Origin of the sequence: Paenarthrobacter sp. AR 02, from assembly GCF_021538675.1 — a bacterium.
GTDB lineage: Bacteria > Actinomycetota > Actinomycetes > Actinomycetales > Micrococcaceae > Arthrobacter.
Genome location: NZ_JAJUKH010000011.1, coordinates 58,716 through 72,857, shown reverse-complemented (window position 1 = coordinate 72,857; position 14,142 = coordinate 58,716). Strand labels below are relative to the sequence as shown.

At 62.2% G+C, this 14,142-nt stretch carries 11 protein-coding genes and 3 tRNA genes; 6 read left to right on the top strand and 8 right to left on the bottom strand.

Translation table 11 applies throughout. The annotated features are described in order from the left end of the window. Positions 1–65: 65 nt before the first annotated feature. From LRQ04_RS17300 to bcp, 4 genes are all read right to left on the bottom strand, one after another. Positions 66–1,571 carry a malate:quinone oxidoreductase gene (locus tag LRQ04_RS17300; RefSeq protein WP_235521549.1) on the bottom strand — a complete coding sequence of 502 codons (1,506 nt, stop codon included), beginning with the start codon at positions 1,569–1,571 and terminating at the stop codon, positions 66–68. A 79-nt stretch (positions 1,572–1,650) separates the two neighbouring features. Continuing rightward, on the bottom strand, positions 1,651–3,312 hold the full coding sequence (locus LRQ04_RS17295; RefSeq protein ID WP_235521548.1) for an ABC transporter substrate-binding protein: 1,662 nt from the start codon (positions 3,310–3,312) through the stop codon (positions 1,651–1,653). 210 nt (positions 3,313–3,522) lie between these two features. After that, positions 3,523–3,604: transfer RNA gene (locus LRQ04_RS17290), tRNA-Leu, on the bottom strand. A gap of 53 nt (positions 3,605–3,657) precedes the next feature. Beyond that, the gene (bcp, locus tag LRQ04_RS17285) at positions 3,658–4,131 is read right to left on the bottom strand and encodes a thioredoxin-dependent thiol peroxidase (protein WP_235521547.1); all 474 of its coding nucleotides are present in this window, start codon (positions 4,129–4,131) and stop codon (positions 3,658–3,660) included. Positions 4,132–4,216: 85 nt separating this feature from the next. On the opposite strand from bcp, the gene LRQ04_RS17280 reads away from it, so the two are divergent. Then, positions 4,217–4,684: a MarR family winged helix-turn-helix transcriptional regulator gene (locus LRQ04_RS17280; RefSeq protein ID WP_235521546.1), complete on the top strand. Its 468-nt coding sequence runs from the start codon at positions 4,217–4,219 to the stop codon at positions 4,682–4,684. Positions 4,685–4,785: 101 nt separating this feature from the next. Here the strand turns inward: LRQ04_RS17280 and LRQ04_RS17275 are convergent. From LRQ04_RS17275 to LRQ04_RS17260, 4 genes are all read right to left on the bottom strand, one after another. Then, positions 4,786–4,861, bottom strand: a tRNA-Lys gene (locus LRQ04_RS17275). Positions 4,862–5,055: 194 nt separating this feature from the next. Next, positions 5,056–5,131 (bottom strand) — tRNA-Lys (locus tag LRQ04_RS17270). A 121-nt stretch (positions 5,132–5,252) separates the two neighbouring features. Beyond that, the gene (locus LRQ04_RS17265; protein ID WP_235521545.1) at positions 5,253–6,386 is read right to left on the bottom strand and encodes a sorbosone dehydrogenase family protein; all 1,134 of its coding nucleotides are present in this window, start codon (positions 6,384–6,386) and stop codon (positions 5,253–5,255) included. Between the two features lie 15 nt (positions 6,387–6,401). Beyond that, positions 6,402–7,346, bottom strand: a complete 945-nt coding sequence (locus LRQ04_RS17260) for a hypothetical protein (protein WP_235521544.1) — start codon at positions 7,344–7,346, stop codon at positions 6,402–6,404. Positions 7,347–7,523: 177 nt separating this feature from the next. Between LRQ04_RS17260 and LRQ04_RS17255 the strand changes: the two genes are divergently transcribed. The 5 genes from LRQ04_RS17255 to ilvC all read left to right on the top strand — a co-directional run bounded on the left by LRQ04_RS17255 (position 7,524) and on the right by ilvC (position 14,082). Continuing rightward, positions 7,524–8,474, top strand: a complete 951-nt coding sequence (locus tag LRQ04_RS17255) for a LysR family transcriptional regulator (RefSeq protein WP_235521543.1) — start codon at positions 7,524–7,526, stop codon at positions 8,472–8,474. Positions 8,475–8,562: 88 nt separating this feature from the next. After that, entirely contained in the window at positions 8,563–10,284 is a 1,722-nt protein-coding gene (ilvD, locus tag LRQ04_RS17250; RefSeq protein WP_235521542.1) for a dihydroxy-acid dehydratase, read from the top strand. A gap of 287 nt (positions 10,285–10,571) precedes the next feature. Continuing rightward, entirely contained in the window at positions 10,572–12,476 is a 1,905-nt protein-coding gene (locus LRQ04_RS17245; protein WP_235521541.1) for an acetolactate synthase large subunit, read from the top strand. 2 nt (positions 12,477–12,478) lie between these two features. Then, positions 12,479–12,991, top strand: a complete 513-nt coding sequence (ilvN, locus tag LRQ04_RS17240) for an acetolactate synthase small subunit (RefSeq protein ID WP_021470923.1) — start codon at positions 12,479–12,481, stop codon at positions 12,989–12,991. A gap of 65 nt (positions 12,992–13,056) precedes the next feature. Beyond that, a complete protein-coding gene (gene ilvC, locus LRQ04_RS17235; protein WP_235521540.1) occupies positions 13,057–14,082 on the top strand; it encodes a ketol-acid reductoisomerase in 1,026 nt (341 codons plus the stop codon). Positions 14,083–14,142: the final 60 nt, after the last annotated feature.

Genomic DNA, 14,142 nt, shown 5'->3' with positions numbered 1-14,142 from the left:
CATTGACTCCCAGGGTCTACGTAACGATTCGTCTGACGGGAACCGGCCGCAGCCCCGGGTATGGCCTAGCTTTGGATGGCGTTGGCCACTTCCAGCTGCAAGGAACGTGCGGTGCTTGCTTCCAGCTCGGCAGCCAATTCAGGGTTCTCGTTGAGCTTGACACCGTAACCCGGCATCATGTCCTTGAGCTTGGACTGCCAGCCCTTGAAGTTCTTGGGGAAGGACTTCTGCAGCAGTTCGATCATGATCGGCACGGCAGTGGAAGCTCCCGGGGATGCGCCAAGGAGGGCGCCGATCGATCCATCGCGGGAGGCGATGACTTCGGTGCCGAACTGGAGCACGCCGCCCTTTTGCGGGTGCTTCTTGATGATCTGCACACGCTGGCCGGCAGTAATCAGTTCCCAATTGCCGCCGGAAGCCTCCGGATAGTATTCGCGCAGGGACTCGACCTTGGCTTCGTGCCGCTTGGCAACTTCCTTGATGAGGTAGGCCGTGAGGTCCATGTTGTCCTTGGCCACTGCCAGCATCGGAATGATGTTCCCGGGGCGGATGGACAGCGGAAGGTCCAGGTAGCTGGAGGTCTTCAGGAAGTTCGTGGAGAAACCAGCGTACGGGCCGAACAGGAGGGAGCGCTTCCCATCCACGAACCGGGTGTCCAGGTGGGGGACGGACATCGGAGGGGCGCCAACGGATGCCTGGCCGTAGACCTTCGCGCTGTGCTGGGAGGTGATGGCGTCATCTGTGCAGCGGAAGAACTGGCCCGAGACCGGGAATCCACCGTAGCCCTTGCTTTCCGGAATGCCGGAGGCCTGGAGCAGGTGGAGCGCACCGCCGCCGGCGCCAACAAAGACGAAGTTCGCGTGGATACGCCCGTGCTCGCCCGACTTGGCGTGCTTGAGGGAAAGGTCCCAGCCGCCGTCGGCTGCTCGGTTGATGTTGGTGACATCGTGCCCGTAATTGACTTCGGCGCCGGTGGCTTGCAGGTAGCCGGTCAGTTCGCGAGTCAGGGCACCGAAGTCGACGTCGGTGCCTTCAGCCGCGCGGGTGGCGGCGACGCGCTGCTTGGGGTCACGTCCCTTGACGATCAAGGGCGCCCACTTGGCGATCTGGGCCTGGTCCTCGGTGTACTCCATGCTGCGGAACAGCGTGTTGGGCTTAAGGGCCTCGTAACGGGTCTTCAGGAAGTTCGCGTGGTCATCGCCGATGACGAAGCTCATGTGCGGAACGGTGTTGATGAAGCCCTTGGGGGAGCCAATGACGTTGCTGTCCACCAAGTGGGACCAGAACTGCCGGGACAGCTGGAACTGCTCGTTGATGTGCAGCGCCTTGGACGGGTCCACGGAGCCGTCCTTGGCTGCCGGGGAGTAGTTGAGCTCACACAGCGCGGCGTGTCCGGTGCCTGCGTTGTTCCATGGTCCGGAACTCTCAAGCCCCACTTCGTCGAGTCGTTCGAACATGGAGATGGTCCAGGAGGGTTCAAGCTGCTTGATGAACGCACCCAGGGTGGCACTCATGATTCCGCCGCCAATAAGGACGACGTCGGCATGTTGAGTCTTGGAAATGAAGGTCACAATCAATCTCCGTTAGCGGCGGCACTGGCTGCTACAGAATATCCCCGCGAAGTCCCAATACTGAAATTACGGCCAATCGTCAAGGCTTTAGCCGGACGTTCGTGAAAACTTCGTTGAGCACGGGGGAGGCCGGGTAGCTTTCGACCTTGTCGGACAAAGCCAGCGCCGAGATGGGGAAAGCGATCGGGACAGCCGGCACGGACGCAGCGATGGCAGCGTTGATGGCCTGGTACTGCGCGTTGCGCTCATCGCCGTCGGGCAGTGCGCGTGCCCGCTCGATCCTGTGGAACACGTCCGAATCGCTGTATCCGAACTCGGCGCGGGTTTCCCCAAACAGGGGCCCAAGGAAGTTGTCGGCATCGGCATTGGAGCCGTTCCAGCCGAGCAGGTGCAGGGCGCGGTCTCCGGGTGACTGCACCTTCTGGAGGTAGCCATCCTCCCAGTCCACGGGCACAGGCTTGATGTTGAAGCCCACGGCAACCAGTTGACGGCTGATTTCGGCGTAGATCTTCTCCGGCGTGGGCATATAGGCCCTGGTGGCGTTCAACGGATAGTAGAACTTCAACTCTTCGCCTTTATAGCCCGCCTTCGACAACAGGTCCTTGGCTTTGTCCGGGTTGTACCCCAGAGATGGGGCATTGTTGTTGAAGCCGCTGAGCTTGGGCGGAACGAACTGTGACGCCTGCGTGGTGTTGTCGATGAAGAACTTCCGGATCAGCGATTCCTTGTCGATGGCCATTTCGATCGCCTGGCGGATCTCCGGCTTGTCCAAGGGCGCGACAGCCTGGTTGATACCGAGGTACATCACCGAGAAGGGGTCCCGCTGGATGATCTGGACACCCTTTTTGACCAATTGGTCGAAGGTCCCGGACGTCACGAGGTCGTAGGCGTCGATTTTTCCATCCAGCAAAGCCTGCTGTCGGGTCTCGGCGCGGTCGTAAGGGATGAAGTTGATGGTGGCTATCTGGCCCCGGTTACCCCAGTAGTTCCTGTAACTCTTGAGGGTGACGTGCTTGTCGTCCCAGGCGCTGAATTCGTAAGGGCCGGTTCCTACAGGGTGGCTTGCGTAGGTGGAGATCGCTTCGCCGTTGCGGATCTGGTCCAGGACGTTTGCTTTTTGGGCTGCCAAAGCTGCCGGAGAGGAGATCGCGAATGCCGGCAACGTGAGGGCCTTCAGGAATCCGGTGAAGGGACGCGTCAGGTTGATCTGGACGTTGTTGGCTGAAACTGCCTTGCAGTCCTTGAAGATGGAGAAGACCGGGGAGTCCGAGTACGCCTTGAAGACGCTCTGGAAGGAAATCCCCGGGGCTTGTTTCCGGAGGTCCGGGGAGAAGGTGAACCAGCGGTCGAAGTTGGCGCAGACAGCGGCCGCATCCAGCGGGGTGCCATCGTGAAAGGTGACCTGGGATCGGAGCGTGAAATCGTAACTGAGGCCATTGTTGCTGTCTTTCCATTCCGTCGCCAGCAACGGGGTGGTCTGCCCGGTCTCGCCGTCGACGCCTACCAGGCCTTCGAGGACCTGGCGCGTGATGCGGTAGGACTCGGAATCGGAGGTCAAGGCCGGATCGAGGCCCAACGGCATGGAGGATGTTCCGAAGTTGAACGTGGCGGTGGGCTCAGCGGTGGTGGTGCTGCTGGGGGTAGGCGAGGGGCCCGTTAATCCAGTACATGCTGAGAGCCCCAGTGCCACAACCACGGCTCCGAACTGTACGGTCAGGCGCCGCCTTTTGCTGCTTGCCACTGTTGTCCCCTCAAGCCGGTTGGAAGTGCTGTGGCCGGCTTCGGCCAGACCGCATTCCAGTGTAAATGAACGTCCTGAGCGCGCTCCCCAGCGCGTCTTCAGGAAGCTCCCCGGCTGCTGGAGGAGAGTGCCCCCGGATGTCTCGCCAGGGGGCACTCCTGCGGCCAGAAGCCGCTGTGCTTCTTCACTGCATCTGTTTCACTGCATCTGTGCGCAAGGGGGGACTTGAACCCCCACGCCCGAAGGCACAGGAACCTAAATCCTGCGTGTCTGCCAATTTCACCACTCGCGCCGGCGGCAGCCTGGCAGCACTGGGCTGCCGTCTACCGGCCTCCAGTGTACCCGCTACTTATCCAGCTTCAGATCGCGCCGGAGCTTGGCAACATGCCCTGTGGCCCGTACGTTGTACTGCGCCAGCGACACTTTTCCGTCCTCGTCGACCACGACGGTGGAACGGATCAGCCCCATGTAAGTCTTGCCATAGTTCTTCTTCTCTCCCCAGGCAGCGTACGCATCTGCCACCGCGTGGTCAGCATCCGAGAGCAGCGGAAATGTCAGGGCCTCCGCTTCCGCGAACGTGGCCAGGTCCTTGACCGTGTCGGGGGAGATGCCAACAACCCCGTAGCCGGCGGCCTGCAGTGAAGCCAGCGTGTCGCGGAAATCACAGGCCTCCTTGGTGCACCCGGGCGTGGAGGCCGCCGGGTAGAAATAGACGATGGTCTTTCGCCCACGGAAGTCCGACAATCCCACGTTATTGCCGGTTTGGTCCTGAAGGGTGAAGTCCGGTGCGGTGTCGCCCGGCATAAGTCGTTCAGCCACAATAATCTCCTTGCTAACGATCGCGATTTACCAGTTTAGTGGGGAAAAGGCACGTCCTGGGCTCTTGCGCGCATATACTGTCGGCATGCCAGATATGGAGAGATGGCCCACTACCCGATTGCTTTCAACGGCTGCGCGCCTGGTGGAAATCTCGTGGAACGAAAAATTGAAGTCCATCGGCCTTACCCACGCCGGCGTCATTGCCATGCAGGTGCTTGCCGCCAAGGGCGCCATAACCCAGGCCGCACTTGCCGAGGTTGCAAGGGTTAAGGCCCAGACCATGGGAACTACCCTCGCGAGGCTCGAGCTGCACGGTCACGTCACGCGCCACCGCAGTGACTCCGACCGCAGGAGCCACGTGGTGACACTGACGGAGGCCGGCACGGCAGCCCTTGCGGAAGCCGTGAAGCTTGAACAGGATGTCCTGTCGCCCGTAGCAGTGGACACCGCCAGGTTGCGTGAAGAACTCAGGATTGTGGTCCGGGGACTTGCCGGTATCCCGGCGCCTGAGCAGCAGGTCCATGACGACGACGCCGAGCCGTCCCAAGGCTGAGCCCGTACGGCCCCTTGTAACAACACGCCCCCCGCCGGGTTCAGCCTGTGCGGGAAACAGAAAGGCTCCGGATCGTCATAACGATCCGGAGCCTTTCCTTGTGGTGCACCCCCCGGGACTCGAACCCGGAACCCATTGATTAAGAGTCAATTGCTCTGCCAGTTGAGCTAGAGGTGCAGCAATTACAAAGATCAATTCGAAGAATTCGCATTCCTCGTTGACCTCCGCAACGACAAATAACTCTACACTACTTTTTGAGCGCTAATGACCATCGGCCTGGTGGCCTGTCCCACTTTGGGGATGGCTATTCTTACCGCAATACTTAAAAAGAAAAGGCCTTGGAGATCTTTGATCTCCAAGGCCTTTTCCAATGGTGCACCCCCCGGGACTCGAACCCGGAACCCATTGATTAAGAGTCAATTGCTCTGCCAGTTGAGCTAGAGGTGCATCTGTTGTCTTCGATCGCGCTGGGCTTTGTTTTCCCCGGCGATCTCCGCAACGACAAGTAACTCTACACGACTTGCCCGTCAGTGTGAAATCGAGGCCCACGTGGAGGTTTGTCCCGGGGTCAAGGCCTCAAAATCAGCGCAAAATCGGGGTTCTTGTTGTTGCTGATGACCCACAATGTCCCATCCGGAGCGCCGGCGACGTCCCTCAAGCGCCCGTATTCGCCTGTGAAATAGGCCACAGGCGCGCCCGTCGCTTCGCCTTCGAGGGGAATGGCCCATAACCGCTGCCCGCGGAGTGCGCCCGTGTACGCGACGTCGTCCAGTATCTCCAACCCGCTGGGTGAGGCATCCGACGTTGACGGCCAGACCACCTTGGCGTCGATGAAGCCTTTCCGTCCTGGTGCTCCGGTTACTGTCGGCCATCCGTAGTTGCCGCCAGGGGTAATCAGGTTTAGCTCGTCGTCCACATCGGGCCCAAACTCGCTGGCCCAGAGCCTCCCTCCGCTGTCCCACGCCAGGCCCTGGACGTTTCTGTGTCCGTAGCTGTAGACGGGGTTGTCATCGCCGAAAGGGTTTCCGTGTGCCGGCCGGCCATCCGGTGTCAGGCGAAGGATCTTTCCCCCGAGGGTGCTGGGATCCTGTGGCTGGTCACGTCGCTGGGAGTCACCGGTGCCCACGTACAGGAGCCCGTCCGGGCCGAACCGGATACGGCCGCCGTTATGTGTGGATGCCTTGGGGATCCCGGAGAAAATCACCTCTGTTTCGCCCAGGGCCAGGCTGCCGTCCGCATCGCCGTTGAGCCGGACCCGGACAATCCGGTTGTCGCTGGCGGCTGTCAGGTAGGCGTACAGCCAGTGATCGGATGCGAACGTCGGGGACAACGCAAGGCCCAGAAGTCCGCCCTCCCCGCCGGGGACCACGCCCGGTAACTGGCCAATGGTGGCTGCTTTGCCTTGGCGGATGCTCTTGATCATGCCCGAATCGCGTTCGGAGACCAGAGCTGTGCCGTCCGGCAGGAAGATGACCGACCACGGCAGCTGCAACCCGACGTCGAGCTTTTGCTCCACCCGGAGGCCCCTTGGAGCTTCGTGCGACACCGGGCCGCCGCTGCCACCGGGAGTCGCAGCCGAACCGGGCGACGACGGGTTGCCGGTGCAGGCGGTCAGGACAAGGACCGTGGCGATGGCACACGCCAGTCCCGCCCGCCCGCCTGCTGGTGGACGGTCCTGTCCTGCCCGCTGCCGCCGGAACAAGGCCGGGAGCGCCCGCTATTGCCGGCTTCGCCGGGGAGGCCGGAAGCCTGCCGCTTCTGCATGTGCCGCGGATTCGAACCAGACATCCGCGGCAACGTCTTCGTAGCCAGCCGTATCTTCATCGTGATAGGTCATGGCAGAAGCGCTCGCCTTCACGGGGTAGCCGTCGTTCGGCGAGCTCGAGGAACCCGTACCGTAGGGATGCTCAACTGCCAGGTGCCCTGAAGGAACCGCTTCTTCGGCTGCTGCACTTTCGGCGCCCGGCAGGGTCGGGGAGTGGGAGTCCGTGTATTCGTGGTGATGCACGGGCGCCCCGCTCTCATCCGTCCACGATGATTCCCACTCGGCGTTGTCGGCTTCTTTGTCGGCGTGGCTGCCGCCGGCCACGGAAGGATCGACTGCCGGGTCCGTATTCACCGCTGCGTCTGTATCAACTACGGCGTCCGTATCCACTTGAACGTCCGTATCCACCACCGGTTCGATGTCCACCGTGGGTTCGATGTCCACCCTGGGTTCGCTCACCGTGGGCTCATCCACAACAGGCGCGGCAACAACCGGCTCCTCCACTGTGAGGCCGGGAGTCTGGTCCTGCTGGATGTCCGACGAACCGGCGGAGGACGAGTCCTCGATGACCACAGCTTCCTCGGCCACCTCAGGTTCCGCCATGACGTCAGGTTCCGCCACGACGTCAGGTTCCTCGGCCGTAGGTTCCTCGCGGGTAGGCCCGCTGCCCTCGGCAGCTGTGGTGCCCAGGTTCGTTACGCCTGCCAAACCCGCCACGCCCGCTGCTGCTGCTGCGGTATCGGGGATGGCCCCCCGGTTTCCCGGCTCCATGGCCGCTGGGGCTGTTGTTGCCCCGGTCCTGGTGGGGGTTGAATCCGGCGCCTTGTTGCGGCTCATGAGCCACCAAATAATCGCGACGACCAAAACAATGACAATGACCCAAATTAACCAATCCATGGCGGGTGCCCTTCTGCTCACAGGGGTGCAGCTCGTGGTATTTCCGACGTTACGTGTCCGCCTTTGGGCTGTCCAGCGTTTGACCTGCTGGTTTACCCAAATTTGTCAGTCTGCTTAGTGATTATGGCCTTTATGTTCACGGTCTCCGAATTCCCGCAGGTCGCCTAGTCTGGCTGCATGGACTTCAAAAGGCTGCAGATTTTGCGTGAATTGGCGGACCGGCAAAGTGTTGGCGCCACAGCGGACGCCATGAATGTCACGGCTTCGGCGGTCTCGCAGCAGTTGAAGACATTGCAGGCCGAAATCGGGGTTGTCCTCGTGGAGAAAGTCGGGCGCGGTGTGCAACTGACCGAAGCGGGACAAGCCATGGCCGCCGCTGCCGCTGATATAGCCACGGCCATGGCCAGGGCGGAGTCCACCGTGGACAGTTACAGGAAGGGCTGGCAGGCACGGGTGTCCGTTGCCTTCTTCCCCAGTGCCGCCGAGATGCTGCTGCCTGGTGTGCTTCACCGGGTGGCGGCGGTGGAAGGGCTGGCCTTCGATGCCCACTTCGAGGACCCCGGGACGGCCCACTTCGCCCCCTTGGTGGCTGACTACGATATTGTGCTTGCCCACAGCGTGGATGGTCCGGACGTGTTCGCCCGGAGCGGGCTCACCGTAGTGCCGCTCCTGGAAGAGGCCCTGGACGTGGCCATGCCTGCCGGACATCCCTTGGCTGCCAGGAACGAGCTGCGTCCGGACGATGTCATAGATTTTCCCTGGATAGGCGTACCTGAAGGATTTCCCTTCGATACGGTCCTTCGCCAGATCGAGCTGCATGCGGGGCGACCTGCCCAAAGGGGTCAGCGCTATCCTGACCTCCGGGTCCTGGAGGCGTTGGTGGGCGCAGGCCACGGAATCTGCCTCCTGCCGCGGTACACGGCCAGGGCGAGCGCCCGCAGGGGCCTGGTGCTCCGCCCGCTCGCGGATGTCAAGGCGAGCAGGAGCATTGTGGCGTTGGCGCGCCAGGAAGTTGCTGCCCGCACCACCATCAGGGGCGTCCTCGACATGCTCGAAAGTGAAGCGGCCGCTCTTGCCAGGGAACTCGACGGGTCCGGTCCCGTCGCCCCGGGAGCGGGTGGGGCCTGACGGCGGACGTCCGCAACAATTGGACGGTGGCGCTTAACCCGGGAGCGAACGGCGTGCTGCGGCACCGGGTGCACATAGACTTTGCTCCATGAGTGACACCACCCACAACGCGACAGATAGCACTCCGGACATCAAGCCCCGTAGCCGGGTCGTCACCGACGGCATCCATGCGGCGCCCGCCCGCGGCATGTTCCGCGCGGTCGGCATGGGCGACGACGACTTCGCCAAACCGCAAATTGGTGTCGCCAGTTCCTGGAACGAAATCACCCCCTGCAACCTCTCGTTGAACCGCCTGGCGCAGGGCGCCAAGGAAGGCGTCCACGCAGGTGGCGGATTCCCCATGCAGTTCGGCACCATCTCCGTTTCCGACGGCATTTCAATGGGGCATGAAGGTATGCACTTCTCCCTCGTCTCCCGCGAAGTCATTGCCGACTCCGTGGAGACCGTTATGCAGGCCGAGCGCATTGACGGCTCCGTGCTGCTGGCCGGCTGCGACAAGTCCCTTCCGGGAATGCTCATGGCTGCCGCCCGCCTGGACCTCGCCTCGGTCTTCCTTTACGCCGGGTCCATCATGCCCGGCTGGGTGAAGCTGGAGGACGGCTCCGAAAAGGAGGTCACCCTCATCGATGCTTTCGAAGCGGTGGGTGCCTGCGCGGCCGGCAAGATGAGCATGGAAGACCTCACCCGCATCGAAAAGGCCATCTGTCCCGGCGAGGGTGCGTGTGGCGGCATGTATACAGCGAACACCATGGCTTGCATCGGCGAAGCCCTCGGCATGTCACTCCCGGGTTCCGCGGCCCCGCCCTCGGCAGACCGCCGTCGTGACGACTTTGCCCGGAAATCAGGCGAGGCTGTGGTCAACCTGTTGCGCCTGGGCATTACCGCCCGCGACATCATGACCAAGAAGGCCTTCGAAAATGCGATTGCGGTGACCATGGCCTTTGGCGGTTCCACCAACGCGGTGTTGCACCTGCTGGCCATCGCCCGCGAGGCCGAGGTCGAGCTGACACTGGACGATTTCAACCGCATTGGTGACAAAATCCCGCACCTGGGCGACCTCAAGCCCTTCGGCCGCTACGTGATGACCGATGTGGACAAGATCGGTGGCGTGCCGGTCATCATGAAGGCACTGCTCGACGCCGGGCTGCTGCACGGTGACTGCCTCACGGTCACTGGCAAGACGCTGGCCGAAAACCTCGCCTCGATCAATCCGCCGGACCTCGACGGCAAAATCCTCCGCGCCCTGGACAACCCGATCCACAAGACCGGTGGCATCACCATCCTCCACGGTTCGATGGCCCCGGAAGGTGCCGTCGTGAAAAGCGCAGGCTTCGACGCGGATGTCTTTGAAGGCACGGCCCGCGTGTTCGAGCGCGAACAGGGTGCCCTGAATGCCTTGGACAACGGGGAAATCAACAAGGGCGACGTTGTGGTCATCCGTTACGAGGGTCCCAAGGGTGGTCCGGGCATGCGCGAGATGCTGGCCATTACGGGAGCCATCAAGGGCGCTGGCTTGGGCAAGGATGTCCTGCTGCTCACCGATGGCCGCTTCTCGGGCGGTACCACCGGGCTGTGCATCGGCCACGTCGCACCGGAAGCGGTCGACGGCGGTCCCATCGCCTTTGTCCGTGACGGGGACCGGATCCGGGTCGATATCGCGGCCCGTTCATTCGACCTTTTGGTCGACGAAGCCGAGCTCGAAGCCCGCAAGGTCGGCTGGGAGCCCATGCCGGCCAAGTTCACCAAGGGTGTCCTCGCCAAGTACGCCAAGCTGGTCCACAGTGCCTCCACTGGGGCTTACTGCGGCTGATCCCTGCCGGTGACTCCGACTGTTTTGAGACAGTCGGAGTCCGGCAGGCGGACATCGCTGTCCAAATAGTGAGATACGATAGTCGTCAATTGACACGTATCTCCCTAAGAGGGAACACTGAACGCATGATCACATTCGCTACCGTCGGCGTCGTCGTCCTTACCAAGCGCGTGGCTTAGCCCGACTGGTAACGAACCGTCACGCGCAAACCCCTCGAAGAGCCGGAAGGCTGAGGGGTTTTTTTATTCCCAAGTCCCACCAATGAAGATCCACTAAGGAAGAGTCCGATGAGCAAAGGATCGCCGATCAGCCCCTCGCTGATGGCTGCAAAGTCCGCTGGAGCCCACAAAGCTCCGGAAAAGGTCGACCGTACGGCTGAGGCCGTCGTCGTCGACGCTGCTGCACCTCTCTCTCCTGTACTTGGGCCGAACAACGTTGTACCCCCAACGGTGATGACCGGCTCGCAAGCAATTGTCCGTTCGCTCGAAGAACTCGGCGTGGATGATATTTTCGGTTTGCCCGGTGGCGCGATCCTGCCCACCTATGACCCCTTGATGGCCTCCAGCATGAACCACATCCTGGTCCGTCACGAACAGGGAGCCGGCCACGCCGCGCAAGGCTACGCCATGGTTACCGGACGGGTTGGCGTTTGCATCGCCACCTCAGGCCCGGGCGCCACCAACCTCGTTACCGCCATCATGGATGCCCACATGGACTCCGTGCCGATGGTGGCCATCACCGGCCAGGTCTCCAGTGGAGTCATCGGCACCGATGCCTTCCAGGAAGCGGACATCGTGGGCATCACGATGCCCATCACCAAACACTCGTTCCTGGTCACCGATCCCAACGACATTCCCCATGTCATGGCCGAGGCGTTCCACCTCGCTTCCACGGGCCGTCCCGGCCCTGTGCTGGTGGACATCGCCAAGGACGCCCAAGTTGGCCAGATGACGTTCTCCTGGCCGCCGAAGGTGGACCTGCCGGGCTACCGTCCGGTGGTCCGCGGACACAACAAGCAGGTTCGCGAAGCTGCCAAGCTGATCGCCGCAGCACGCAAGCCTGTCCTCTACGTCGGTGGCGGCGTCGTCAAGGGCCACGCCTCGGCGGAGCTCATGGAGCTTGCCCTGGCAACTGGCGCTCCCGTCGTCACCACTCTCATGGCACGCGGTGCATTCCCGGACTCGCACCCGCAGCACGTGGGCATGCCAGGCATGCACGGATCCGTGTCCGCGGTTACCGCGCTCCAGCAGGCCGATCTGCTGATCACGCTCGGTGCCAGGTTTGATGACCGGGTGACCGGCGTGCTGAAGACGTTCGCGCCGTTCGCCAAGGTCATCCACGCCGACATCGACCCTGCGGAAATCTCCAAGAACCGCACCGCCGACGTGCCGATTGTGGGATCGGTCAAGGAAATCATTCCGGAACTGACCGAGGCCGTGAAGACGCAGTTCGAGCTGAGCGGAACCCCCGACCTGGATTCCTGGTGGGCTTTCCTGGGCAACCTCCGGGACACTTACCCGCTGGGCTGGACCGAGCCCGAGGACGGCCTGACTGCACCCCAGCGCGTGATCAAGCGCATTGGCGAGCTGACCGGTCCGGACGGCATTTACGTCGCAGGCGTCGGCCAGCACCAGATGTGGGCGGCACAGTTCATCAAGTATGAGCGCCCCCACGCCTGGCTGAATTCCGGCGGTGCAGGAACCATGGGATACTCGGTTCCGGCTGCGATGGGCGCCAAGGTTGGTGAGCCGGACCGCGTGGTCTGGGCCATCGATGGCGACGGCTGCTTCCAGATGACCAATCAGGAGCTGGCCACCTGCGCCATCAACAACATCCCCATCAAGGTCGCCATTATCAACAACTCCTCGCTGGGCATGGTCCGCCAATGGCAGACACTGTTCTACGAAGGCCGCTACTCAAACACGGACCTGAACACAGGCCACGACACCATCCGGATTCCGGACTTCGTCAAGCTGGCCGACGCTTACGGCTGCGCAGCCCTGCGCTGCGAGCGTGACGAGGACATCGACGCCACCATCCAGAAGGCCCTCGAAATCAATGACCGCCCAGTGGTGATCGATTTCGTCGTCAGCCCCAACTCGATGGTCTGGCCCATGGTGCCCTCGGGGGTCAGCAATGACCAGATCCAGGTTGCCCGCAACATGACCCCCGAATGGGAAGAGGAGGACTAGGCATGACCCGCCACACACTGTCGGTTCTGGTAGAAGACAAGCCCGGCGTGCTGACCCGCGTGGCCAGCCTGTTCGCCCGGCGCGCGTTCAACATCAACTCCCTTGCTGTGGGACCCACTGAGGTTCCCGGCATGTCCCGCATGACTGTCGTCGTCGACGCCGACGGCGACCTGATCGAGCAGGTCACCAAGCAGCTCAACAAGTTGGTCAACGTGATCAAGATTGTGGAGCTCACTTCTGAATCTTCCGTACAACGCGACCACATCCTGGTTAAGGTACGTGCGGATGCCGCGACACGTCTGCAGGTTACCCAGGCTGCAGACCTGTTCCGTGCCGCCGTCGTCGACGTGTCCACAGACTCGTTGGTGATTGAGGCAACCGGTACCCCCGAGAAGCTCGCAGCGCTGCTTTCAGTGCTGGAGCCGTTCGGCATCCGTGAAATAGTGCAGTCCGGCACCTTGGCCGTTGGACGGGGATCCCGCTCCATGAGTGACAGGGCGCTCCGCTCCGCGTGAGCACGCGCCCAGTACCGCAGCACCACCATCAATATCCAAGAAACCACTCAAGAGGAGTTACGCAAGTGACTGAAATGTTCTACGACGACGACGCAGACCTGTCGATCATCCAGGGCCGCAAGGTAGCCATCGTCGGCTACGGTTCCCAGGGCCACGCCCACGCCCTCAACCTGCGCGATTCCGGCGTCGAGGTAGTCATCGCACTCAAGGACGGCTCAAAGTCGGCCGCCAAGGCAGAGGACGCAGGCTTCACGGTCAAGAACGTTGCCGACGCCGCCGAATGGGCAGACGTCATCATGATCCTGGCTCCGGACCAGCACCAGCGTTCGATCTTCAACGACTCCATCAAGGACAAGCTGACCGAAGGCAAGGCGCTTGCCTTCGCACACGGTTTCAACATCCGCTTCGGCTACATCGAGGCTCCTGCCGGCGTCGACGTCATCCTGATCGCCCCGAAGGCTCCGGGCCACACCGTCCGCCGCGAATTCGAAGCCGGCCGCGGTATCCCGGACATCATCGCTGTCGAGCAGGACGCTTCAGGTGCCGCTTGGGACTTGGCCAAGTCCTACGCCAAGGCCATCGGCGGCACCCGCGCCGGCGTCATCAAGACCACCTTCACCGAAGAAACCGAAACCGACCTGTTCGGTGAGCAGTCCGTTCTTTGCGGTGGTGTTTCCCAGCTCGTCCAGTACGGCTTCGAAACCCTGACCGAAGCCGGCTACCAGCCGCAGATCGCCTACTTCGAGGTACTTCACGAGCTCAAGCTCATCGTGGACCTCATGTGGGAAGGCGGCATCGCCAAGCAGCGCTGGAGCGTTTCCGACACCGCTGAGTACGGCGACTACGTCTCCGGCCCGCGCGTCATCACCCCAGAGGTGAAGGAAAACATGAAGGCTGTCCTCGCCGACATCCAGAGCGGCGCTTTCGCCAAGCGCTTCATCGATGACCAGGACAACGGCGGTGTCGAGTTCAAGGAACTGCGTGCCAAGGCCGAGCAGCACCCGATCGAGGAAGTTGGACGTGAACTGCGTTCGCTCTTCTCCTGGCAGCAGCAGGACGCCGACTACGTCGAAGGTTCCGCAGCCCGCTGATTTCCGGTTGATTGGACCCTAGGGCCCAAGAACTGCAGCAGACGCCCGTCCGGCCTACAC

Excerpts from the sequence above, each read along its gene's own strand:
- LRQ04_RS17280 (WP_235521546.1), top strand. The coding sequence starts at position 4,217 with ATGCCAGATATGGAGAGATGGCCCACTACCCGATTGCTTTCAACGGCT.
- LRQ04_RS17245 (WP_235521541.1), top strand. The coding sequence starts at position 10,572 with ATGAGCAAAGGATCGCCGATCAGCCCCTCGCTGATGGCTGCAAAGTCC.
- ilvD (WP_235521542.1), top strand. The coding sequence starts at position 8,563 with ATGAGTGACACCACCCACAACGCGACAGATAGCACTCCGGACATCAAG.
- LRQ04_RS17255 (WP_235521543.1), top strand. The coding sequence starts at position 7,524 with ATGGACTTCAAAAGGCTGCAGATTTTGCGTGAATTGGCGGACCGGCAA.
- LRQ04_RS17260 (WP_235521544.1), bottom strand. The coding sequence starts at position 7,346 with ATGGATTGGTTAATTTGGGTCATTGTCATTGTTTTGGTCGTCGCGATT.
- ilvN (WP_021470923.1), top strand. The coding sequence starts at position 12,479 with ATGACCCGCCACACACTGTCGGTTCTGGTAGAAGACAAGCCCGGCGTG.